Origin of the sequence: Pseudomonas sp. RL_5y_Pfl2_69, assembly GCF_963970465.1 — a bacterium.
Taxonomy (GTDB): Bacteria; Pseudomonadota; Gammaproteobacteria; order Pseudomonadales; family Pseudomonadaceae; genus Aquipseudomonas.
The window spans coordinates 57,661-79,160 of sequence record NZ_CAXAOU010000013.1; the positions used below are offsets into that span (position 1 = coordinate 57,661).

The window sequence follows — 21,500 nt, forward strand, 5'->3', positions numbered from 1 at the left end:
GACCCAATGCCACCAGCGATAAATATCAGTGAATCTTCTTGCCTGAATCTGGCTTATCCGCCGCGACTTGATCTCGGTGCGCCGCTGACGCCAGAACAATTGCTCAACTCCATGCACAGCACCATGGCGCGCCATCAAGGCGGGCCGGTCTGGCTATTTGCATATGGTTCATTGATCTGGCGTCCTGAATGCACGGCGGTCGAACGCGTGCGTGGCCGGGTTCATGGCTACCATCGCGGGCTGTATTTGTGGTCTCACGAGCATCGCGGCACACCTCAGTGGCCGGGCCTGGTCTTTGGCCTGGACCGTGGTGGTTCGTGCAGTGGCTTCGCTTATCGCTTGCCGGAAGACAACCTCGACGCGTCGCTCTACGCCCTGTGGCTGCGTGAAATGCCAGTGCCCTCGTATCGGCCGCACTGGCTGACGTGCCGACTCGAAGACGGCAGTCAGGTGCAGGCTTTGGGGTTTGTACTGGAGCGACATCTACCCAGCTATGCGGGCAACTTGCCGGATGGCGTGTTGAGCCAGGTACTGGCCAACGCCAGCGGACGCTACGGTACGACTCGCGATTATGTCGAGCAGACCGTAAGCGCCCTGCGCAGCCACGCCATGCCAGATCGAAATCTGGAGGCGCGGCTCAAGCGCTGTGTGCCGATCACGCCTTAGGCGGGAGCAGTAACCGCACGTTCTTCACTGGCCACATTTTTGTGGCGCAGGGTCGGGATCATGAACGCGATGGCCAACAGGCACGCGCTGATCAGCAGCACAAAGCCGCCATCCCAACCGAAGTGGTCAACCAGGTAGCCCATTGCCGCGCTGGCCGCGACGGAACCGCCCAGGTAGCCGAACAACCCGGTAAAGCCTGCGGCAGTCCCTGCAGCTTTCTTGGGTGCCAGTTCCAGAGCCTGCAAGCCGATCAGCATCACCGGCCCATAAATCAGGAAGCCGATAGAAAACAGCGCGATCATGTCGATGGTCGGGTTGCCCGGCGGGTTGAGCCAGTAAACCAGTGTCGCAACAGTCACCAGCGACATGAACACGATGCCGGTCAGGCCGCGATTGCCGCGAAAGATCTTGTCCGACATCCAGCCGCACAGCAGCGTGCCCGGAATCCCTGCCCACTCGTAGAAGAAGTACGCCCACGAGGTGGTGTCCACCGTGAAGTGCTTGGCTTCCTTCAGATAGGTTGGCGCCCAGTCCAGTACGCCATAGCGCAGCAGGTAAACGAACACGTTGGCCATGGCGATATACCAGAGCATTTTGTTGCGCAGCACGTATTTGACGAAGATCTCTTTGGCACTGAACTCGTCTTCGTGGCTGGCGTCGTAACCCGCCGGATAATCATTTTTGTACTCTTCAATCGGCGGCAAGCCGACTGACTGCGGCGTATCGCGCATGGCAATAAACGCAAACAGTGCCACTAACAGGGCAACGGTGGCGGGTACATAGAAAGCGGCGTGCCAGTCGTTGAACCAGGCCATGCCCAGCAAAAACAGCGGGCCGATCAGGCCGCCGCCCACGTTGTGGGCCACGTTCCACACAGACACCACACCGCCGCGTTCTTTCTGCGACCACCAGTGAACCATGGTCCGGCCACTGGGCGGCCAGCCCATGCCCTGAGCCCAGCCGTTGATAAACAGCAAAATGAACATCATGGTCACGCTGGACGTTGCCCAAGGTGCGAAACCGAAAATGAACATGACCCCAGCTGAAATCATCAAGCCAAAAGGCAAAAAGAAGCGTGGATTAGAGCGGTCGGACACCAGTCCCATCAGGAACTTGGACAGGCCGTAGGCAATGGCTATCGCCGACATCGCCACGCCCAGTTGACCCCGGGTATAACCCTCATCAATCAGGTACGGCATGGCCAGCGAGAAGTTTTTACGCAGCAGGTAGTAACCGGCGTAACCAAAAAAGATACCGGCGAAAATCTGCCAGCGCAGTCGTCGATAGGTGCTGTCTATTTTTTCTTCAGGCAGGGGAGCCTGGTGTGCGGCAGGTCGGAAAAAAGCAAACATTCAAGAGCTCCAAATTTCTTGTTATATCAGCGGTGCCGAACGTTACATTTTCGTTACTGAAAATGACAGGCCTTATCCCTGGAGCTGAAGGAATAATCCCACGTACGATTTTCGCTTGTGAACATCTCGCGTGCTTATAAACCCGACAGCAGACACCTTGAGTCTGGGATCTGTCAGAAATCTACTTCCAAGGGCTGATAAATAATTGTTCTGAGATGTTTAAGTGGGCAGAGGCGGGTTGTTCAATCGGAGCGATCTCACGACAGGCTCAGAGCCGGTGAACTGAGAGGTCAGCCAGCACACCACTACTATTTCCCCCTTTGGATTCCAGTGGGCGCGGTTTGGCGCAAAAAAGGGGGCAGTAGATGAAGTGTCTGGTGTGGTTTTTCGTGATGTTTATGGCAGCGGGTGCACGGGCAGAGGCGTTTTCGATCGACCTGCGCAGCGCAACCTGCCTCAAGCTGAACCGGGAAGTGAAGGGCTACCTTCGTGGCGCAATTGACCAGCCTCTGGCCGAGATAACGTTGTTCCGGCAGACCCGCAGCCTATTGATCGAGGGTTTTGAGGCCGGGCAGTATTCCATCGATCAGTTGGCGACGGGCTTGTACGCGCTTTCGCAAGGTGCGGGCAAAGTGATTGAAACCTGTCAGCGAAAACGCAGCCGGAAATTTGTGGACATGTTGCCTGAACGCGTCAGGGCGCTACTGATGACCGGGGTGGCTGGACACAACTGAATCGCGCTGGCCTACGGCTTTTCAGGGATTGGCCGATAAGGGTAGATAGGTCCGCAAGCAGCCCCGTATGCTTGCCCCCAACCGTATTAAGGAGCGAATTGTGAAAGCGTGGATCATGTTGATGCTGGCCCTGTCCTTGCCGATGGCAGCGGTTGGAGAAGAGGCGCAAGAAGGCGGCGACAAGGTTAGCTATATCACCCTGAGCCCACCGTTTGTAGGCAATTACGGCCTGGACGGCAGTTCGAAACTCAAGGTGTACAAGGCCGATATTTCCTTGCGCGTGACGGGTCCCGAGGCTGCCAAGGCGGTTAAAGCCAATGACCCGTTGATTCGTAATCAGCTGGTGGGGCTGTTTACCCAGCAGACCAGTGACACCCTGGGCAGCGTCGAGGCAAAGGAGAAGCTGCGTCAGCAAGCCCTGAAGCAGATCCAGCAGGTGATGACCGATGAAACCGGCAAACCGATGGTGGACGATTTGCTGTTCAACAACTTGATCGTTCAGTAAGGCGCAACTCGCCCGACACTACGAGGCAAGGCTCTTGCGGAACCGCGCCAGCGCGATGGCGAAGAACACCAGCCCGATGGCGGCCAGTGCCAACAAGTCGGGCCACACCACATTCACCCCCGCATCGCGGAACAGTATCGCCGCGCTCAGGCTCACAAAGTGGGTCGACGGCGAGCACTGCATCACCCATTGCAGCCATTGGGGCATGCTGTCCAGCGGCGTGCTGCCGCCTGAAAGCAAGAGCATCGGGATGATCACGGGTATGGCCAGCAAACCGAATTGCGGCGTTGAGCGGGCCAGCGTTGCCAGAAAGATTCCCAGCGCGGTGCTGGCAAACAGGTAGAGCGCAGTGACCAGTAAAAACAGGGTCAGCGACCCCGCCAGCGGCACGCCCAGCGCCCACTTCACCACCACTTCCAGTGATATCCAGGTACACAACACCACCACCAGCATGTTGCTCCAGATTTTCGCCAGCATGATTTCCAGAGCTGTCAGCGGCAGCACCAGCAGATGGTCGAGGGTGCCGTGTTCCCGCTCCCGCAGCAGGGCGGTACCCGTCAGCACAATGGCCAGAATGGTGATGTTATTCACAATCTGGATGACGGCCAGAAACCATCCACCTTCCAGGTTCGGGTTGAACAGTGCCCGGTTACTGATCAGCACCGGGGTTTTGGCTGCCGCGTCGGCCTGTCCCGTGTAGTTGAGCAGCTCCCGCTGGAAGATCCGTCCGATGTAGCCCGCACCCATGAAGGCTTGGCTCATGGCCGTGGCATCAACGTTGACCTGCACGCTCGGCTCACGCCCGGCCAGCAAGTCGGCCTGAAAATTGACCGGCACGTTGATCACAAACGTGTACTGGCCGCTGTCCATCGACTGGTCCAGTTGATCGTAGGGCAGGGCTTGCGGGGCCTGGAACTCTGGGGGCAGCAGCGATTCTGCGAGTTTGCGGGACAAGGCGCTGTGGTCTTCATCGACGATGGCAACGCTGGCGTTGTGCACCCCGATAATCGAACCGGCAGCGGGCATGTAAATAGCCACGGTGAAGGCGTAAAACAAAAACAGCAGTAACACGCTGTCGTGGCGCAGGCTGGTCAGTTCTTTAAGGCCAAGGCGCAGGATGTGCGAGAGCTTGTGCATCAGACCTCCTGCTTCTTGAGCATGATCAGGCTCAGCCCGGTGAAGACCACAAAGAACCCCAACAAGGCCAGGCACTGGGGCCACAACTGGCGCAAATCCAGGGCTTTGGTAAAGGTGCCTACGGCAATGTCGAGAAAGTGCCCGGCCGGGAACAGCATGCCCATCAGTGCCGCCGAGCCCTCAAGCGAGGAGCGCGGCACGATCAGCCCGGAGAACTGAATGGTCGGCAAGCTGGTGATAATCATGGTGCCCAGGATCGCCGCGATCTGGGTGCGGGTGAAGGCGGAAATCAGCAAGCCCATGCTGGTGGTTGCCAGCACATACAGCAGCCCGCCCAGCGCCAGCGTGACACCGCTGCCTTTGAATGGAACGCCGAACAGCCAGCGGTTCATCGCCACCAGCAATGCCAGATTGACCAGGCTTACGGCCAGATACGGCGCCTGCTTGCCCAGCAGGAATTCGAGGCGGGTGAGGGGTGTGGCGTAGAAGTTGGTAATTGACCCCAGTTCCTTTTCGCGCACGATGCCCAGCGCTGTGAGCATGGCCGGGATAAACGCGAGGATGAGCGCCATCACGCCGGGGCCGATGGCGTTCACGCTGATGACGTCCTGGTTGTAGCGAAAGCGGGTTTCGAGTTTGGCCGCTGCCTGTCTGTTTTGCGCCTGACTGCTGAGGGTGGAGAGCTGCTCAAGGTTGGCGGTGTGTACCGCTTCGACATAATTGCGGCTGGTTTCGGCCCGAAATGGCATGCCACCGTCCAGCCAGGCGGCGACCGTAGGCTGGCGTCCGGCGTACAAGTCGCGGCCAAAGCCTGGCGGGATCTCCAGGGCAATTTTGATTTCAGAGCGTTGCAACCGTTTGTGCAACTCGTCGGCGCTGCTGATCGGGGCATGCTCTTCGAAGTAGCGTGAGCTGCGGAAGGCTTCCAGGTAGGCGCGGCTTTGTGGGCTCTGATCCTGGTCGTAGACGGCGAAGGCCAGGTTCTCGACGTCCAGAGAAATGCCGTAGCCAAATATCACCATCATGAACACGGCGCCCAGCAAGGCGAACGCCATGCGCACTTTGTCGCGCAGCAATTCCTTGGATTCGCGGCTGGCGACAGCGATCAGCCGGGTCAGGCTAAAGCCTTTTTTGCTGATCGGCGGCGGGGCATTGGCCACCGGCGTGGCGACAGGCTCAGCTTCAGGCGCAGGGCTGGCGTCCTGATCGTTTTGTGCCTGTTCCAGGCAGGTGACAAACGCGGCTTCCAGTGTGTCGCCCTTGAATTGGTGTTGCAGCGCATCGGGCGTGTCGCAGGCCAGCACTTTGCCCGCGTGCATCAACGATATGCGGTCGCAGCGTTGAGCTTCGTTCATGAAGTGGGTGGACAGAAAGATGGTCACCCCTTGCTCGCGTGACAGCTCGATCAGTAAACGCCAGAAGTCATCGCGGGCGGCAGGGTCGACCCCCGAGGTCGGCTCATCGAGGATCAGCACTTCGGGGCGATGCAGCACGGCAACCGCCAGCGACAAACGCTGGCGAAGGCCCAGCGGCAATTCGCCAGACTGTTGTGAGGCCACATCGCCCAGGTCGAAACGCTCAATCAACTCTTCGATACGCGGTTCGCTTTCGGCCTTGGGCAAGTCGAACAGTTGCGCGTGCAACACCAGGTTTTGCCGCACGCTCAACTCACCGTACAGCGAGAAGCTTTGCGACATGAAGCCCACACGCTTGCGGGTGGCCAGGTCTTTGGCATTGACCGGATTGCCAAGCAATTTGGCGCTGCCTTCGGTGGCGGGCATCAGTCCGGTCAGGACTTTCATGGTGGTGGTTTTGCCGCAGCCGTTGGAGCCTAAAAAGCCGAAGATTTCACCCCGGCCAATGGCAAAGCTGACGTTGTTTACTGCCGTAAAATCGCCGAACCGCAGGGTCAGGTCGTGGGCCTCAATGGCGATATCGCTGTTGTCGCTGGTGCGAGGCGGGATCACCAAAGGCTCATTATTGTGCCCGCTGTCACCCTGGTAATGGGTAAAGGCTTCGTCGAGCTTGCCGGTAGCAGTGACGGTCGCCAACTCATGGCTTAAACCGGCGGCAATCAATTTGCCGCGATCGAGCATCAGGCAGTGTTCAAACTGCTCAGCCTCTTCCATGTAGGCAGTTGCCACCAGAAGCGTCAGTTGAGGGCGCTGGCTGCGTACGTCATCCACCAGTTCCCAGAAGCGTCGACGCGACAGCGGGTCAACCCCGGTGGTGGGCTCGTCGAGGATCAGCAAATCCGGCTCGTGGATCAGCGCGCAGCACAGCCCGAGCTTTTGCTTCATCCCGCCCGACAGCTTGCCCGCGGGACGTTCGGCAAAACGCTCCAGGTCGGTGGCCTTGAGCAGTTCGGCCATGCGCTGTTCGCACTCTTCTTTTGAGAGGCCGAACAGGGTGCCAAAAAAGCGGATGTTTTCGCTGATCGACAATTCGGGATAAAGGTTGCCGCCCAGGCCTTGGGGCATAAACGCGATCAGTGGGTACAGGGTGTTGCGATGGCGGCGGTCGTCAATCGGGCCGCCGAGCACTTCAAGGTTGCCTTGTTGAAGCTTTTTGACCCCGGCAATCAGTCCCAGCAGGCTCGATTTACCCGCACCGTCCGGGCCGATCAAACCACAGCGCGTGCCTTTTGGCAGGCTGAAGGCGATGTCGAACAATGCCTGTTGTTTGCCATACCAGTGGCTGATGCCACTGGCGTTGAGCGCCAGGTCGCTCATTGCAGATTAGCCGGCCAGGCGACGTCTGCGGTTCGTACATAACCTGCTCCCGGCATGCCCGGCTTGGCCTGGGGCACGGCGCTTGGGTCGGTGAGGCGCAGCTTGACGCGAAACACCAGTTTTTGCCGCTCGTCCCGGGTTTCGACCTCTTTGGGCGTGAATTGCGATTTGGCCGCGACAAAAGCAATTTTGGCTGGCAGCGCCTGGTCGGGCAGGGCGTCGAGCACGATGCGGGCGTCGGCACCCACGGTCAGCTTGCCGACCACCGAGGCGGGCATGTACAGGTTCATGTACTGGTCGCTGGGGTCGATCATCATAAATACCCGTCCGCCTGCGCCCAGCACTTCGCCGGGTTCGGCCAGGCGCAACTGGATCACGCCGTTGATGGGGGCGCGCAGGCTGCTGTCATCGATTTCGCTGGTGAGTTGCGCAACTTGGGCTTCGGATGAGCCGATCGCGGCTTTGGCTGCTGCAACCTGGGCCTGTGCTGCCACCACGGCTGCGTTGCTGGTATCAAACCGTGCCTGTTGCTGGTCGAGTTGCTGGCCGCTGGCAAAACCGCGTTGGGACAGTTGGCGAAAGCGCGCGAGTTCCTGGCTGGCCAGGCGCTTTTCGCTTTGGCGCAATTGCACATTGGCTTCGTTGGCGGCCAGGGTTTGGCGGGCGCGCAGCACTTCGGCTTCGGCTTGCGCGCGGGTCGCTTCCAGGGTGCGGGTATCCATGCGGGCCAGCAGTTGGCCCTGAGTCACGCGATCACCTTCGTCGACCAGCACTTCGGCCAGGCGTCCCGGGGTTTTGGCTGCAATCTGTACTTCTGTGGCTTCGAGTCGACCGTTGGCCATGCTGATGCCTTCAGGAAGGCTGTCGAGCCGGGACTTCCAATACCCGAACCCGCCTGCTGCGATCAGCAGGACAGCCAAGGGGATGACGAAATAATGGGAAATTCGGGAATTGCTAGACATGCCGACATCCTGTGTCACAGAGCGCTCTAGTTTGACCTTCTCAAGGCGATTACGACTTGATGCCAGTCAAAGGAAGACCAGAGCGTAGACGGGAATACAGGATGTTGCCTGCCACGAGGCGTGGCGAGTGGTGGGAGCGGGCTTGCTCGCGATGCAGGCGGCGCGGTCTGCCAGTACCACCGCGGTGATGCCATCGCGAGCAAGCCCGCTCCCACAGGTCACAGGTGTTTACAACAACCCCATCACCGCAGCCCATTGATCATCTGTAACGGGCATCACTGAAAGGCGGCTGCCTTTTTGTACCAGCGGCATTTCGGCCAGGGCCGTTTGTTGTTTGAGGTAATCGAGCTTGATCACTTTGGGGAAGGTCTGCTCGTGGGCTACCTGCAGCGCGCTCCACGGATTTTTTTCGGCGCTGGCCTTGGGATCGAAGTAATGGCTTTCAGGGTCGAGGGCGGTCGGGTCGGGGTAGGCTGCTTCGACAATGCGACCAATCCCGGCAATACCCGGCTCGGGGCAGCTGGAGTGATAAAAGAAGAACAGGTCGCCAACTGCCATGGCTCGCATAAAGTTGCGCGCCTGATAGTTGCGCACGCCATCCCAGCGCGCTTCACCGAGCGTGTGCAAGTCTTTGATCGAGAACTCGTCAGGCTCGGATTTCATCAACCAATAGGCCATTTTCTACTCCAGAAACATGCTGTGGTTATTTTGTCTGGCAACATTTTGATAAACCGACAGTCGGTTGACGCCAGAGTTTGCGTGTGTGTTCGTGTTGCCGCAGAATGCCCGGCTTTGAAGCTTGACGCTGCTGCACGGCCTATAACAAAAACCGTTGCTGTCATCGTGTTGATTTGCCTGAAGGAGGGCAATCGATGAAACGCAAACCGGATTTACTGTGGATGCTGGTTATTTTGTTCGGTTTGGGTGTGGTTACAACGGGCTATGCGCAAAGTCTCTGGTCAAACTCGATTGACGAGCCGATTGAGCTGACACAACAGCAAGTACAACCCTTCAAACGCTAAAACCTGATCGAAGGCATCACTTGAACGGTGATGCCCTGGTGGTCAGTGGGCGACGTACCAATGACTGTCCGAGACGGTGCCCTGCAAGGGGACATCCCAACTGGCCTGGGCCAGAGATTCGACTTTCTGACACTCGTGGGCCAGCCCCAATAGCGTCGGCTTGCGCCAGCTTTGGCGTCTTGCCTGATATGCCAGGCTGCGGTCATAAAAGCCGCCGCCCATGCCCAGTCGCCCCCCCGTTGCATCAAATCCCACCAATGGCAGCAGCACCAGGTCCAGAGCCCAGACCTTGCGTTGGCGTGCACGGTTGATTCGCGGTTCGAGAATCCGGAAACGGTTGGGGATCAGCTTCTCGCCGGGAGCAACCCGCTGGAAGACCATCTTGGTTCTTGGCCAGGCGCTGAGGACCGGCAGGTAGGTGATCTTGCCCCGACGCTGGGCTTCGCGCAGCAGCAGGCGCGGATCAATTTCACCGTCGGTGGGCAGATAAAGGGAAATGTGTTTGGCGCGGCGAAACAGCGGGTGTTGTGCCAGTTGCCGGTACAGGCCGCGGGCGGCCTGGCGTTGCGCGCAGGGCGACAGGTCGCGGCGGGCTTTGCGCAGCATTCGGCGAAGTTGCGGGCGGGTAGGCGTCGCAGGTTCGTTCATTTGGCGTGCTGTTCAAGGACGAGTTCACCACAGGGTGGCTCGTGGAAGCCAATGCCAGCAGGTGGCTGACATTGCGCTAGGAAATCAGGCTCCCCGACGTACCGCTGTCGGCTTGGCCCTTGAACCCGAAAGTTCAAGGTGGAAGTTGCAGTAGACCTTAAGGCTTTCCGTCTAGCGGACATGCACACCGGCCCAACGTGCAAGCTCCAGGGTAGTGCGAATCGGCTCAGGGACATCGCTAACTGGCGAATACTCCAGGGAGTGGCGCGAGTATACCCCAAAGTAACGTTTTGAATCAGCTTTGACGTTCGTTCGGATCAGTGGCCAGCACCAGATCAACGCGCTCCAGCAAGTCGCGTACTTGCTCACGGGTGGAGCTGCTGGTTTGAACTTCGGCGACTTCCTGCTTGTGCAGCAGATCGTGGGTGATATTCAGAGCAGCCATCACGGCGATACGGTCGGCGCCGATGACTTTGCCGCTGCTGCGGATTTCGCGCATTTTCCCATCCAGATAACGGGCAGCGCTCACCAGATTGCTCCGCTCTTCCTGGGGGCACATGATCGAATATTCTTTATCGAGGATATGCACGGTGACGCTACTGCTTGAACTCATGAGTCTTGCTCCAGGGCTTTGAGGCGCGAAATCATCGATTCCACCTTGTGTCGGGCGATTTCGTTTTTTTCAATGAGGTGCGCGCGTTCCTCGCGCCAAGTCTTTTCCTGAGCAATTAAGAGTGCGTTTTGGCGGTTAAGTTGCTCGACTCGGCTAATCAGCAGTTCGAGTCTAGCCATCAGTGCATGCAGGTCGGTGTCTTCCATTGTGTCCTACTGTGTGTTTTCTGATGGATGGGGACTGACGCCTCGATGGTCTGGCACGTCTGCCAATGCTAGGATACAAGCCCTCCATTCTAGACATAGCGCCGCTTGGCGCCTAGCTGACCATGCCTATTCAGAATTCCCCGTATCAAGCCTTTGTAACCCTGCTGACTGCCAGCGGCCACTCCGTTTCGCCTGCTGAACTGCACGGCCACTTGCTGGGCCGCAGCTGCGCGGGCGCCGGCTTTGATGCCGAAGGCTGGTTGGTTGAAGCCAGCGAGCTGTTGGCAGGCGAGCCGCAAGACAACGTACGCAATGCCTTGATCGGATTGCAAGAGATGGTCAAGGGTGAACTGACCAGCGATGACATGACCGTTGTGCTGTTGCTGCCGACCGATGACGCGCCATTGCCTGAGCGCGCTGCAGCTTTGGGCCAGTGGTGCCAGGGTTTCCTGTCCGGTTTCGGCCTGACCCGCCGCGCCTACTCGCTGAGCGATGAAGCCAATGAAGTGCTGCGCGACCTGGCAGCCATCGCCCAGGTGCAGGATGCACTTGAAGAGTCCGAAGACGGCGAAAGCGACTACATGGAAGTGATGGAATACCTGCGTGTCGCACCGCTGCTGCTGTTCACCGAAACCAAAAAAACCGCTGAACCTGCGCCAGCCAAACCTTCGCTGCACTGATTGATCGTCGAGAGGGAACCCGTCTGCCCATGATCCATATCCCGAAAACGGAATACGCACGTCGCCGCAAGGCACTCATGGCGCAGATGGAGCCCAACAGTATTGCGATTCTGCCCGCTGCGGCGGTGGCCATTCGCAATCGCGATGTCGAACATGTTTACCGTCAAGACAGCAACTTTCAGTACCTGAGCGGCTTTCCCGAGCCTGCGGCCGTGATCGTGTTGATCCCGGGCCGGGTACACGGCGAGTACGTGCTGTTTTGCCGCGAGCGCAATGCCGAGCGTGAATTGTGGGACGGTTTGCGGGCCGGGCAAGAAGGCGCTATCCGCGACTTCGGTGCCGACGACGCGTTCCCGATTACCGATATCGACGACATCCTGCCGGGGTTGATTGAAGGCCGCGACCGGGTCTACTCGGCGATGGGCGGTAATCCCGAATTCGACCGCAACCTGATGGAGTGGATCAACGGGATTCGCTCCAAGGCCAACCTTGGTGCCCAGCCGCCCAACGAATTTGTTGCTCTGGATCATCTGCTGCATGACATGCGCCTGTATAAATCGGCAGCAGAACTCAAGGTCATGCGCCACGCGGCGCAGATTTCGGCTCGCGCCCATGTGCGCGCCATGCAGGCCAGCCGCGCCGGTTTGCATGAGTACAGCCTTGAGGCCGAACTGGATTACGAATTCCGTAAAAGCGGGGCCAAAATGCCAGCCTATGGTTCGATCGTCGCCTCGGGTGATAACAGCTGCATCCTGCATTACCAGGAGAATGACGCACTGCTTAAAAGCGGCGACCTGGTGTTGATTGATGCTGGCTGCGAAATTGACTGCTACGCCAGCGATATCAGCCGTACGTTCCCGGTGAATGGCCGTTTTTCACCGGAACAAAAAGCGATCTATGAACTGGTACTGGCAGCACAAGAAGCGGCATTTACCCAGATTGCCCCCGACAAACACTGGAATCAGGCCCATGAAGCAACCGTCCAGGTGATTACCGCCGGGCTGGTGGAGCTGGGCCTGTTGCAGGGCGACGTGCAGGCACTGATCGCCAGTGAAGCCTACAAACCGTTTTACATGCACCGCGCTGGCCACTGGCTGGGGCTCGATGTGCACGACGTGGGTGAATACAAGGTGGGCGGTGAGTGGCGCGTGCTGGAAGTCGGCATGACCCTGACTGTGGAGCCTGGCATCTACATCAGCCCTAACAACCTCAATGTCGCGAAAAAATGGCGGGGCATTGGCGTGCGGATCGAGGACGACGTAGTGGTCACCAGGCATGGCTGTGAAATCCTGACCGGCGATGTGCCAAAAACCGTCGCCGCTATCGAAGCGCTCATGGCGGGTGCGGCATGAGTCGCGTGAATCTGGCCATCATTGGCGGCGGCCTGGTGGGCGCGAGCCTGGCGCTGGCCTTGCAGGCCGGTGCCAAGGCACGGGGCTGGAAGATCGTTTTGATCGAGCCGTTCGCCCCCGGCAACACCTATCAGCCCAGCTATGACGCCCGCTCTTCGGCGCTCAGCTATGGCGCTCGAATCATCTATGAGCGTCTGGGCCTGTGGCAGTCGATTGCCGAGCGTGGCGAACCGATCAAGGACATTCACGTGTCCGATCGGGGGCGTTTCTCTACGGCACGGTTGTCGGCCAGCGAAGAAGGGGTTCCGGCGCTGGGTTATGTGGTCGAGAACGCCTGGCTGGGCCAGTGCCTGTGGAAAAGTCTGGATCCGGATGTGATCAGCTGGCGTTGCCCGGCTGAAGTTATCCACATGCAACCGCTGGAAGACGGCTATCGCCTGACCCTCAACGACGAGACCACCCTGGAGTGCGATCTCGCAGTCCTGGCCGATGGCGGGCGTTCGGGCTTGCGTGAGCAGTTGGGCATCCATGTGCGCCAGCAGCCTTATAACCAAAGTGCCCTGATCGCCAATATCACCCCGAGCCAGCCCCACGGCGGGATGGCGTTCGAGCGTTTCACCGACGAAGGGCCGATGGCCTTGCTGCCGTTGCCTGACAACCGTTGTGCGCTGGTATGGACCCGTTTGGGGATGGACGCCCAGCGTCTGGCTGCACTGGATGAGCGCAGTTTTCTCAGCGAGTTGCAGGGGGTGTTTGGTTATCGTCTGGGGACGCTCAAACAGGTGGGCGCCCGACATCTGTACCCGCTGACACTGATTGAAGCGCAAGAGCAGGTACGTCCGCATCTGGCGGTATTGGGCAATGCGGCCCACAGCCTGCATCCGATAGCCGGCCAGGGTTTCAACTTGTCCCTGCGCGATGCCCAGGCCCTGGCCGATGCCTTGCTGGGCAGTGATAAAAAGCCCGGTGATTTCGCTACGCTGCTGAGTTATCAACAGGCTCAAAAACTCGACCAGCAACTGACCATCGGTTTTTCGGACAAGGTGACGCGGGTGTTTGGCAGTGAGCAGCCCCTGGTTTCGTTTGGTCGCAACCTTGGCCTGCTCGGCCTTGATCTGGTGCCACCGGCAAAACGCTGGTTCGCCCGTCAAGCGATGGGCCTGGGCACCCGCGCAGACAGTTGATGTCGGCGGGGCGAGCACGCCCCATGTCGATCCATTTTTTCAGGTGCGGCGTACGCCGCTAGCGAGACAGGCTTAAAGCATGGAAATGCGTGCAGATCTGCTGATTGTCGGGGCCGGAATGGTCGGAAGCGCACTGGCGCTGGCGCTCAAAGACAGCGGGCTGAAAATCCTGCTGCTTGATGGCAGCCCGCTGAGTGTCAAACCCTTTGCCGCCCAGGCTCCGTTCGAGCCTCGGGTCAGTGCCCTGTCGGCTGCCAGCCAGCGCATTTTGCAGCGCCTGGGCGCGTGGGAGGGCATCACCCGGCGTCGCGTCAGCCCGTATGCCCACATGCAGGTATGGGATGGCAGCGGCACGGGGCAAATCCACTTCTCGGCGACCAGCGTTCATGCCGACGTGCTGGGTCATATCGTTGAAAACCGTGTGGTGCAGGATGCGCTGCTTGAGTGCTTGCAGGACTCCAGCATTGAACTGCTGGCCAATGCGCGCCTGGAACAGATGCGCCGCTCTGGCGACGACTGGCTGCTGACCCTGGCCGATGGCCGTACCTTGCATGCGCCGTTGGTGATTGCCGCTGATGGCGCCAACTCGGCTGTACGCCGCCTGACCGGCTGTGAGACCCGCGAGTGGAATTATCAGCATCATGCCATCGTCACCAGCGTGCGTTGCTCAGAACCCCATCAGCAGACCGCCTGGCAGCGTTTTACCGACAATGGCCCGCTGGCATTCCTGCCATTGGAGCGCGAGGGTCAGCAGGACTGGTGTTCGATTGTCTGGTCGACCACGCCTGAACAGGCCGAGTACTTGATGGCGCTGGACGATGGCGCCTTCTGCCGCGAGCTGGAGCTGGCTTTTGAAGGCCGTCTGGGCAGTGTGCTGAGCGCTGATCCGCGGGTGTGCGTGCCGCTGCGTCAGCGTCACGCCAAACGCTATGTCGCGGAAGGCCTGGCACTGATCGGTGATGCGGCACACACCATCCACCCGCTGGCCGGGCAGGGCGTGAATCTGGGGTTTCTGGATGCGGCGGTGCTGGCACATGTGCTGCTGCACGCGGTGGATCGCGGCGAGCGTCTGGCGGATGTGCGCGTGCTGAGCCGTTTTGAGCGTCGGCGCATGCCGCATAACCTGGCGTTGATGGCCGCCATGGAGGGTTTTGAGCGGTTGTTCCAGGCTGACTCGCTGACGGCACGATTGCTGCGCAACACCGGTTTGAAATGGGTCAATAAAATGCCCGAGGCCAAGGCCTTGTTTGTGCGTCAGGCACTGGGCCTGAGTGGCGACCTGCCGCCGTTGGCCAAGCCGTAACATCTGGTAACTCCTCCGGGGCGAGTTAGGTTGAGATGGGAAATGTGATTCACTACCATTTACGCCCGATTCGCATCAAGAGAGACCGCCCATCATGTTGGCACGCAAGCGTCTACTGACTGCCCTGGCCCTAACCGTTTTTGCGAGCAGCGTTTCTGCTGCCGAAGAGGTGGTGGTTTACTCCTCGCGTATCGACGAGCTGATCAAACCGGTATTTGATGCCTACACCGCCAAGACCGGGGTCAAGGTCAAGTTCATCACCGACAAGGAAGCGCCGTTGATGCAGCGCATCAAGGCAGAAGGCCAGAATGCCACCGCCGACCTGTTGCTGACCGTGGACGCCGGCAACCTGTGGCAAGCCGAGCAAATGGGCATTTTGCAGCCGTTCACGTCCGAAGTGATCGACAAGAACATTCCACCGCAATACCGCTCCTCTTCCCATGAGTGGACCGGCCTGAGCCTGCGCGCACGGACCATCGTCTATTCGACCGACCGGGTTAAGCCTGAAGAACTGTCGACCTACGAGGCCCTGGCTGACAAGAACTGGGAAGGCCGCCTGTGCTTGCGCACCGCCAAGAAGGTTTACAACCAGTCGCTGACGGCCACCATGATCGAAGCGCATGGTGCTGAAAAAACCGAAAAAATTCTCAAGGGTTGGGTGAGCAACCTGTCCACGGACGTGTTCTCTGACGACACTGCACTGCTTGAGGCAATCAACGCCGGGCAATGTGACGTGGGCATCGTCAATACCTACTACTACGGCCGTTTGCACAAGCAGAAGCCGGATCTGGCGGTGAAACTGTTCTGGCCGAATCAGGCGGACCGTGGTGTTCACGTCAACCTGTCGGGCATTGGCCTGACCAAGTACGCGCCGCACCCTGAGGCCGCCAAGGCATTGGTGGAGTGGATGACCACCCCTGAAGCTCAGGTCATTTTTGCAGGTGTTAACCAGGAATTCCCGGCCAACCCAAGCGTTGAGCCTTCTGCCGAAGTGGCCAGCTGGGGCAAGTTCAAGGCCGACGCACTGCCAGTAGAAGTGGCAGGCAAGCGCCAGGCTGAAGCCATCCGCATGATGGATCGCGCGGGCTGGAACTGATCAAAATCTGAAGCAATACCTGTGGGAGCGGGCTTGCTCGCGATAGCATCGCCGGGGTTTCATTGGAAACTGCGGTGTTTGCATCGCGAGCAAGCCCGCTCCCACATTTGTTTTTTACCTCGTCCTGACCACCTTCCGAGAGTTCTTCGTGGCCCATCCTGCTCAACGTCGCTGGTATCCGCTGGTTTTTGTCATTGCCGCTCTGGTGCTGTTGCCGCTGAGCGTTTTGCTGCTGTCCTGGCAAAGCATTGATACCCAGATCTGGAGCCACATGTGGGATACGCAGATGCCGCGTCTGCTGGGCAACACCCTGACCCTGATCGTTGGCGTGGGTGTCGGGGTCACGCTGCTGGGTGTCAGCCTGGCCTGGTTGACCAGCCTGTGTGAGTTCCCCGGCAGGCGATGGCTGGACTGGGCGCTGATGTTGCCCTTTGCAATTCCGGCTTATGTACTGGCGTTTGTCTTTGTCGGCTTGCTGGATTTCGCAGGCCCCGTGCAAACCCTGCTGCGTGAGTGGTTTGGCATGGGCCTGAGGTTGCCACGGGTGCGCTCCACCGGTGGGGTGATCATCGTGCTGATCCTGGTGTTCTACCCCTACGTTTATCTGCTGGCGCGCACGGCCTTTCTGGCCCAGGGCAAAGGCCTGATGGAAGCTGCCAGAGTGCTGGGCCAAAGCCCGTGGCAGGCATTCTGGCGCGTTGCGTTACCTATGGCGCGTCCGGCAATCGGTGCGGGTGTAGCACTGGCGCTGATGGAAACCCTGGCCGATTTTGGCGCGGTATCGGTGTTCAATTTCGACACCTTCACGACCGCGATCTACAAAACCTGGTACGGGTTCTTCAGCCTGTCTACGGCAGCGCAGTTGGCCAGTTTGCTACTGCTGGTGGTCATGGTGGTGCTCTACGGCGAACGACGCGCCCGTGGGGCAAGCCGCGCCAGCAACGAACGCCCCCGGGTCAGTGCCTTGTATCACCTGAGCGGTCCCAAAGCGTGGCTGGCCAGTGGCTGGTGCTTACTGGTATTTGCCTGTGCTTTCGTCATTCCGATGCTGCAACTGGCCGTGTGGTTCTGGCAGCGTGGTCGATTCGACCTGGATGAGCGGTACGCCGGATTGATCCTGCACACCCTCTATCTGGGCAGCATGGCGGCACTGATCACCGTGAGCGTGGCCTTGGTGCTCGCGTTTGCCCGGCGCCAGGCACCCACGGCGGTCATTCGTGCCGGGGTCAGCCTTGCGAACCTGGGTTATGCCCTGCCGGGCTCGGTGCTGGCGGTGTCGATCATGTTGGCGTTCAGCTATCTGGACCGAGAGCTGGTGATTCCGGTGTCGGGCTGGTTGGGCGGGGCGGGCAAGCCCCTGTTGCTGGGCAGCCTGTCGGCCCTGCTGCTGGCATATCTGGTGCGGTTTATCGCCGTGGCTTATGGCCCGCTGGAAAACAGCCTGGCGCGCATTCGTCCTTCCTTGCCGGAGGCCTCTCGCAGTTTGGGGGTCGGTGGGCCACGACTGTTTTTCAAGGTGTATCTGCCGTTGCTGCTGCCCGGCACCTTGAGCGCTGCTTTGCTGGTGTTTGTCGATGTGCTCAAGGAAATGCCGGCTACCTTGCTCATGCGCCCGTTCGGCTGGGACACGCTGGCTGTGCGGATCTTCGAGATGACGAGCGAAGGCGAATGGGCGAGGGCTTCGTTGCCCGCCCTGACGCTGGTCCTGGTCGGATTGTTACCGGTCATCGGACTGATTCGACGCTCGGCACATCGAATCGGTTAGGTGCCAGTCCTCCTTCATGCGGCTACAATGCGCGGCATTCGGTGCGGTCTGTCTGTCAGATCAGGTTTCTGCGTAGTGTAAGAAAGCCTTTTTTTAGGCTTGAAATGCTTCGCAGCCTGTCCGCACCCTCGCCAAGCCCGGAAGGAGAAACCCATGGGACAGCGTACGCCTCTGTATGACCTGCATCTCGCCCTGGGCGCGAAAATGGTCGATTTTGGCGGTTGGGATATGCCTTTGCATTACGGCTCACAAGTTGAAGAACACCATGAGGTGCGCCGCGACTGTGGGGTTTTTGATGTCTCGCATATGACCGTGATCGACATCGCCGGGTCTCAGGCCAAGGCGTGGCTCCAGCATTTGCTGGCCAATGATGTCGAGCGTCTGAATACACCTGGCCGTGCCTTGTACAGCGCCATGCTCAATGAGCAGGGCGGCGTGGTCGACGACATGATTGTCTACCTGATGCCCACGGGTTATCGGCTTATCGTCAATGCCGCCACCCGGGATCAGGATCTGGCCTGGATGGAAGCTCAGCGTCAGGGCTATGACGTGCAGCTGTTGGAACGCCCGGAACTGGCCCTGCTGGCCATTCAAGGGCCCCATGCGCGACAGAAAGTGGCCGAGCTGGTGAGTCAGGCGCGTGGCCAGTTGATTCAGCAACTCAAACCCTTCGAAGGGCAGAGCAGCGGCGACTGGTTTATCGCTCGCACCGGGTACACCGGTGAAGATGGCCTTGAAATCGTCCTCCCGGCCGACCAGGCCCCGGCCTTTTTCAACGATCTGGTGGGTGCAGGCATTTCACCGATTGGCCTGGGCGCTCGGGATACCTTGCGTCTTGAAGCCGGTATGAACCTCTACGGGCAGGATATCCATCTGTCTGTTTCCCCCCTTTGCGCCAATATGGCCTGGACCATTGCCTGGGAGCCTGCCTCGCGCAAGTTCGTGGGACGCGAAGCGCTCGAAGCCGAAAAGGCCGGGGGCGTGCAGCTCAAACTGGTGGGGCTGGTACTTGAGGAACGGGGCGTTTTGCGCGCTCATCAAGTGGTTCGCATCGCCAATGTTGGCGAAGGGGAGATCACCAGTGGTAGCTTCTCCCCTACGCTAAGCAAATCGATTGCCCTGGCGCGAGTTCCGATGGCAACGGCCGACCGTGCCGAGGTTGAAATTCGTGGTAAGTGGTACCCGGTTCGAGTAGTAAAACCGACTTTTGTTCGTCAGGGCAAAGCCCTGATCTAACGTTTACTGGTGAGAAAGCACCTTGTGTGCGCCGCCTACATTTATTCTTGAGGACACTGAATATGAGCCTGATCCCTGCTGAGTTGCGCTTTGCTGAAAGTCACGAGTGGGCCCGCCTGGAAGCGGATGGCACGGTTACCGTAGGCATCAGCGATCATGCTCAGGAAGCCTTGGGGGACGTGGTGTTTGTTGAGCTGGCCGAAGTCGGCAAAGTGTTCGCCGCAGGCGATACAGCGGGCGTTGTTGAGTCGGTTAAAGCTGCTTCCGACATCTACTCGCCGGTCTCTGGCGAAGTGATTGCCGTCAACGAAGCACTGGCGGACAGCCCTGAGTCGTTGAACAGCGACCCGTACACCAGCTGGATTTTCAAGCTCAAGCCAAGCAACACCGCCGAGCTGGAAAAACTGCTGGATGCTGCGGGCTATAAAGCCGCAATCGGCGAATAAGCTCAAATGTGTAGTCGCTGCCGAAGGCTGCGAGCTTTGTTTGGAATCAAAAGCTCGCAGCCTGCGGCAACGACTACAGGTTGAGTCAGGCGACGCTTAAAACTGCTTTCACCGCCGCCACCGAACGCTCCACATCGGCCTTGGTCATTGCCGTAAACATCGGTAACGACACAATCAGGCGCCCGACACGTTCGGCAATCGGGAACATCCCTTCTTTGAAGCCCTGTGCACGGTACAGGCTCAGCAAGTGAATGGGCGGGTAGTGGTAACCGATGCCCACACCCAAGGCTTGCATCTCTTTCATGAAGGTCGCACGTGCAGGCTGGCCGTCCTTGCGCTCAGGCAGCACAAGCTGGAACAGATGCCAGTTGGTGTTGTTGAAGTCTGCTACCGGCAGTTGTGCGCCGTACTGAGCTTCGAACTCAGGCCCGAAACAGTCGAAATAATGCTTGGCCAACTCCCGACGATGGGCGGTGATGGTTTCGATATGGGCAAACTGGCCCAGACCAATCGCAGCCGCGATGTCGGTCATATTGAACTTGCCACCCAGCACATCCACATCCAGCCCGTCGAAACCCGTGCGAGTCACGCCCTGCAGACGGTATTTCTCGGCCAGTCGCGCTTCTTCTTCATTGTTCAGCACCAGACACCCGCCCTCGGATGAGGTGATGTTCTTGTTGGCCTGAAAACTGAACGATACAAAATCGCCCCGTGCGCCAATGCGCTCGCCTTGCCAGCTGGAGCCCAGGGCTTGTGCCGCATCTTCCACTACGCGCAGGTTGTGCTTTTTGGCGATCGCGTAGAGCGCATCCATGTCCACTGGCAAGCCTGACAGGTAAACCGGAATGATTGCCTTGGTACGCGGGGTGATGGCCGCTTCGAGCTTGGCCAGGTCGATGTTGCGTGTCACCGGGTCGATATCGGCAAATACCGGCGTCGCGCCGACTTCGATAATCACGTTCGCGGTGGCTACCCATGAAATAGGCGTGGTGATGACTTCATCGCCCGCCCCGATGCCCGCAATGCGCAACGCGATTTCCATGGTGCAGGTGCCGGAGTTGAACGTACGCACCGGGCGCCCGCCAAAGTACTCGGACAGTTGTGCTTCGAACGCCTGGACCTTGGGCCCGCTGGTGATCCAGCCCGAGCGCAATACGTCGCCCACGGCAGCAATGGTGGCTTCATCAATGGTGGGTTTGGAAAACGGCAGGAAAGGCAGCGAGCTCATAGAGGCGTGACGTCCGATGTGAGTGAGTTTGGGTGACCAAAAGCAATAGCATAGCGCTCAAGATCATACCCGGAGGATCGCTCACATCCGGTGAAAATTCTGTATGGCGGCTGAATCACAGGTAGAGATGTGTGTTGCGTTGAACGGTGGGAGGGGCTGGCTCGCGATAGCATCACATCGGGTTGATGCAGGCAAACCAAGTCGCCAGCATCGCGAGCAAGCCCGGTCTCACATGGAAGTTGCCTCCAAAGTGGGAAGGCAGTTATTCCGCTGTAGCGTTTTTAACCAGGATTGCGTTGGCCAGGTCCATGTCGCTGACTTTCATGTTCGGGTTATCAGCACGCACTTGTTGCATGGCTGATTCCAGGTACGGGCCACGAATCGAACCGTTGCTGGCAACAAAGCTGCCCGCGTCATCCTGAGCGGCGATGACTTTGCGGTCTTTTTTGAAGGTCAGGTAGGTGGAGCCGGTGGTTGCACCGGAAGACAGCACATTACGCCAGAAGCTGTCGGCCATTGCAGACCCAACAGGAAGAGACAGCAAGGCGATAGCGGCTACAGCATATTTGAGGCGCATGACGGTGACTCCGAATAGATTAGCTACGAGGTTTGATTGCAAATTGCGCTCAGGAG

The 21,500-nt window shown here is 59.0% G+C and carries 22 protein-coding genes and 1 other RNA gene; 12 read left to right on the forward strand and 11 right to left on the reverse strand.

The window, feature by feature from the left end; all coding sequences use genetic code 11:
- Positions 1–6 precede the first annotated feature (6 nt).
- Positions 7–666 (forward strand): gamma-glutamylcyclotransferase, encoded by a 660-nt coding sequence (locus AACY07_RS19965; RefSeq protein WP_257622990.1) that lies wholly within the window; start codon positions 7–9, stop codon positions 664–666.
- On the opposite strand, the gene glpT is transcribed toward AACY07_RS19965, so the two are convergent.
- The gene (glpT, locus tag AACY07_RS19970) at positions 663–2,018 is read right to left on the reverse strand and encodes a glycerol-3-phosphate transporter (RefSeq protein WP_133079082.1); all 1,356 of its coding nucleotides are present in this window, start codon (positions 2,016–2,018) and stop codon (positions 663–665) included. The two genes, AACY07_RS19965 and glpT, sit on opposite strands and share 4 nt — an antisense overlap.
- Before the next feature lie 365 nt (positions 2,019–2,383).
- Here glpT and AACY07_RS19975 point away from each other — a divergent pair, with 365 nt between their 5' ends.
- A complete protein-coding gene (locus AACY07_RS19975) occupies positions 2,384–2,752 on the forward strand; it encodes a hypothetical protein (protein WP_339477036.1) in 369 nt (122 codons plus the stop codon).
- A 100-nt stretch (positions 2,753–2,852) separates the two neighbouring features.
- A complete protein-coding gene (locus AACY07_RS19980) occupies positions 2,853–3,257 on the forward strand; it encodes a flagellar basal body-associated protein FliL (protein ID WP_339477039.1) in 405 nt (134 codons plus the stop codon).
- An 18-nt stretch (positions 3,258–3,275) separates the two neighbouring features.
- Here AACY07_RS19980 and AACY07_RS19985 read toward each other — a convergent pair whose 3' ends face one another.
- From AACY07_RS19985 to AACY07_RS20000, 4 genes are all read right to left on the reverse strand, one after another.
- Positions 3,276–4,394 carry an ABC transporter permease gene (locus AACY07_RS19985; RefSeq protein ID WP_133079079.1) on the reverse strand — a complete coding sequence of 373 codons (1,119 nt, stop codon included), beginning with the start codon at positions 4,392–4,394 and terminating at the stop codon, positions 3,276–3,278.
- Positions 4,394–7,126, reverse strand: coding sequence for a ribosome-associated ATPase/putative transporter RbbA (rbbA, locus tag AACY07_RS19990; RefSeq protein WP_339477041.1), 2,733 nt, complete (start codon positions 7,124–7,126; stop codon positions 4,394–4,396). The genes AACY07_RS19985 and rbbA overlap by 1 nt, the downstream gene beginning before the upstream one ends.
- The gene (locus AACY07_RS19995; protein ID WP_133079077.1) at positions 7,123–8,088 is read right to left on the reverse strand and encodes an HlyD family secretion protein; all 966 of its coding nucleotides are present in this window, start codon (positions 8,086–8,088) and stop codon (positions 7,123–7,125) included. The genes rbbA and AACY07_RS19995 overlap by 4 nt, the downstream gene beginning before the upstream one ends.
- A gap of 228 nt (positions 8,089–8,316) precedes the next feature.
- Entirely contained in the window at positions 8,317–8,766 is a 450-nt protein-coding gene (locus tag AACY07_RS20000) for an EVE domain-containing protein (protein WP_133079076.1), read from the reverse strand.
- Between the two features lie 194 nt (positions 8,767–8,960).
- Here AACY07_RS20000 and AACY07_RS20005 point away from each other — a divergent pair, with 194 nt between their 5' ends.
- The gene (locus tag AACY07_RS20005) at positions 8,961–9,110 is read left to right on the forward strand and encodes a hypothetical protein (RefSeq protein WP_019824485.1); all 150 of its coding nucleotides are present in this window, start codon (positions 8,961–8,963) and stop codon (positions 9,108–9,110) included.
- Between the two features lie 42 nt (positions 9,111–9,152).
- Here the strand turns inward: AACY07_RS20005 and AACY07_RS20010 are convergent, their stop codons facing one another.
- From AACY07_RS20010 to AACY07_RS20025, 4 genes are all read right to left on the reverse strand, one after another.
- On the reverse strand, positions 9,153–9,758 hold the full coding sequence (locus AACY07_RS20010) for a 5-formyltetrahydrofolate cyclo-ligase (RefSeq protein ID WP_339477044.1): 606 nt from the start codon (positions 9,756–9,758) through the stop codon (positions 9,153–9,155).
- 86 nt (positions 9,759–9,844) lie between these two features.
- Positions 9,845–10,022, reverse strand: a non-coding RNA gene (gene ssrS / locus AACY07_RS20015) — 6S RNA.
- Between the two features lie 31 nt (positions 10,023–10,053).
- Positions 10,054–10,371, reverse strand: a complete 318-nt coding sequence (locus AACY07_RS20020) for a cell division protein ZapA (RefSeq protein ID WP_019824488.1) — start codon at positions 10,369–10,371, stop codon at positions 10,054–10,056.
- On the reverse strand, positions 10,368–10,577 hold the full coding sequence (locus AACY07_RS20025; RefSeq protein WP_019824490.1) for a TIGR02449 family protein: 210 nt from the start codon (positions 10,575–10,577) through the stop codon (positions 10,368–10,370). The genes AACY07_RS20020 and AACY07_RS20025 overlap by 4 nt, the downstream gene beginning before the upstream one ends.
- 122 nt (positions 10,578–10,699) lie before the next feature.
- Here AACY07_RS20025 and AACY07_RS20030 point away from each other — a divergent pair, with 122 nt between their 5' ends.
- The 8 genes from AACY07_RS20030 (at position 10,700) to gcvH (ending at position 19,639) form a co-directional block, all read left to right on the forward strand.
- Positions 10,700–11,257 (forward strand): YecA/YgfB family protein, encoded by a 558-nt coding sequence (locus AACY07_RS20030; RefSeq protein WP_133079073.1) that lies wholly within the window; start codon positions 10,700–10,702, stop codon positions 11,255–11,257.
- Between the two features lie 29 nt (positions 11,258–11,286).
- Entirely contained in the window at positions 11,287–12,609 is a 1,323-nt protein-coding gene (gene pepP, locus AACY07_RS20035) for a Xaa-Pro aminopeptidase (RefSeq protein ID WP_339477046.1), read from the forward strand.
- Positions 12,606–13,793: a 2-octaprenyl-6-methoxyphenyl hydroxylase gene (gene ubiH / locus AACY07_RS20040; protein WP_338648992.1), complete on the forward strand. Its 1,188-nt coding sequence runs from the start codon at positions 12,606–12,608 to the stop codon at positions 13,791–13,793. Before pepP ends, ubiH begins: the two co-directional genes overlap by 4 nt.
- Before the next feature lie 85 nt (positions 13,794–13,878).
- Positions 13,879–15,096, forward strand: coding sequence for a 2-octaprenyl-3-methyl-6-methoxy-1,4-benzoquinol hydroxylase (locus AACY07_RS20045; protein WP_339477182.1), 1,218 nt, complete (start codon positions 13,879–13,881; stop codon positions 15,094–15,096).
- A gap of 94 nt (positions 15,097–15,190) precedes the next feature.
- Positions 15,191–16,192: an extracellular solute-binding protein gene (locus AACY07_RS20050; RefSeq protein WP_133079069.1), complete on the forward strand. Its 1,002-nt coding sequence runs from the start codon at positions 15,191–15,193 to the stop codon at positions 16,190–16,192.
- Between the two features lie 148 nt (positions 16,193–16,340).
- Positions 16,341–17,957 (forward strand): ABC transporter permease, encoded by a 1,617-nt coding sequence (locus AACY07_RS20055; protein ID WP_339477049.1) that lies wholly within the window; start codon positions 16,341–16,343, stop codon positions 17,955–17,957.
- 153 nt (positions 17,958–18,110) lie between these two features.
- Positions 18,111–19,193 (forward strand): glycine cleavage system aminomethyltransferase GcvT, encoded by a 1,083-nt coding sequence (gene gcvT, locus AACY07_RS20060; protein WP_133079067.1) that lies wholly within the window; start codon positions 18,111–18,113, stop codon positions 19,191–19,193.
- A 62-nt stretch (positions 19,194–19,255) separates the two neighbouring features.
- Entirely contained in the window at positions 19,256–19,639 is a 384-nt protein-coding gene (gene gcvH / locus AACY07_RS20065; protein WP_019824507.1) for a glycine cleavage system protein GcvH, read from the forward strand.
- Positions 19,640–19,724: 85 nt separating this feature from the next.
- On the opposite strand, the gene AACY07_RS20070 is transcribed toward gcvH, so the two are convergent.
- Together AACY07_RS20070 and AACY07_RS20075 are read right to left on the reverse strand one after the other, a co-directional pair.
- Positions 19,725–20,867 (reverse strand): DegT/DnrJ/EryC1/StrS family aminotransferase, encoded by a 1,143-nt coding sequence (locus AACY07_RS20070; protein WP_339477051.1) that lies wholly within the window; start codon positions 20,865–20,867, stop codon positions 19,725–19,727.
- 262 nt (positions 20,868–21,129) lie between these two features.
- On the reverse strand, positions 21,130–21,444 hold the full coding sequence (locus AACY07_RS20075; RefSeq protein ID WP_133079065.1) for a DUF2388 domain-containing protein: 315 nt from the start codon (positions 21,442–21,444) through the stop codon (positions 21,130–21,132).
- Between the last annotated feature and the right edge of the window lie 56 nt (positions 21,445–21,500).

Bases quoted from the DNA above. Each gene is read 5' to 3' on its own strand.
- gcvT (WP_133079067.1), top strand. From the start codon at position 18,111: ATGGGACAGCGTACGCCTCTGTATGACCTGCATCTCGCCCTGGGCGCG.
- rbbA (WP_339477041.1), bottom strand. From the start codon at position 7,126: ATGAGCGACCTGGCGCTCAACGCCAGTGGCATCAGCCACTGGTATGGC.
- pepP (WP_339477046.1), top strand. From the start codon at position 11,287: ATGATCCATATCCCGAAAACGGAATACGCACGTCGCCGCAAGGCACTC.
- AACY07_RS20010 (WP_339477044.1), bottom strand. From the start codon at position 9,758: ATGAACGAACCTGCGACGCCTACCCGCCCGCAACTTCGCCGAATGCTG.
- AACY07_RS20070 (WP_339477051.1), bottom strand. From the start codon at position 20,867: ATGAGCTCGCTGCCTTTCCTGCCGTTTTCCAAACCCACCATTGATGAA.
- AACY07_RS20030 (WP_133079073.1), top strand. From the start codon at position 10,700: ATGCCTATTCAGAATTCCCCGTATCAAGCCTTTGTAACCCTGCTGACT.
- AACY07_RS20000 (WP_133079076.1), bottom strand. From the start codon at position 8,766: ATGGCCTATTGGTTGATGAAATCCGAGCCTGACGAGTTCTCGATCAAA.
- AACY07_RS19975 (WP_339477036.1), top strand. From the start codon at position 2,384: ATGAAGTGTCTGGTGTGGTTTTTCGTGATGTTTATGGCAGCGGGTGCA.
- AACY07_RS20025 (WP_019824490.1), bottom strand. From the start codon at position 10,577: ATGGAAGACACCGACCTGCATGCACTGATGGCTAGACTCGAACTGCTG.
- AACY07_RS20075 (WP_133079065.1), bottom strand. From the start codon at position 21,444: ATGCGCCTCAAATATGCTGTAGCCGCTATCGCCTTGCTGTCTCTTCCT.
- AACY07_RS20005 (WP_019824485.1), top strand. From the start codon at position 8,961: ATGAAACGCAAACCGGATTTACTGTGGATGCTGGTTATTTTGTTCGGT.
- glpT (WP_133079082.1), bottom strand. From the start codon at position 2,018: ATGTTTGCTTTTTTCCGACCTGCCGCACACCAGGCTCCCCTGCCTGAA.
- AACY07_RS19985 (WP_133079079.1), bottom strand. From the start codon at position 4,394: ATGCACAAGCTCTCGCACATCCTGCGCCTTGGCCTTAAAGAACTGACC.
- AACY07_RS20045 (WP_339477182.1), top strand. From the start codon at position 13,879: ATGCGTGCAGATCTGCTGATTGTCGGGGCCGGAATGGTCGGAAGCGCA.
- AACY07_RS19965 (WP_257622990.1), top strand. From the start codon at position 7: ATGCCACCAGCGATAAATATCAGTGAATCTTCTTGCCTGAATCTGGCT.
- gcvH (WP_019824507.1), top strand. From the start codon at position 19,256: ATGAGCCTGATCCCTGCTGAGTTGCGCTTTGCTGAAAGTCACGAGTGG.
- AACY07_RS20050 (WP_133079069.1), top strand. From the start codon at position 15,191: ATGTTGGCACGCAAGCGTCTACTGACTGCCCTGGCCCTAACCGTTTTT.
- ubiH (WP_338648992.1), top strand. From the start codon at position 12,606: ATGAGTCGCGTGAATCTGGCCATCATTGGCGGCGGCCTGGTGGGCGCG.
- AACY07_RS19995 (WP_133079077.1), bottom strand. From the start codon at position 8,088: ATGTCTAGCAATTCCCGAATTTCCCATTATTTCGTCATCCCCTTGGCT.
- AACY07_RS20020 (WP_019824488.1), bottom strand. From the start codon at position 10,371: ATGAGTTCAAGCAGTAGCGTCACCGTGCATATCCTCGATAAAGAATAT.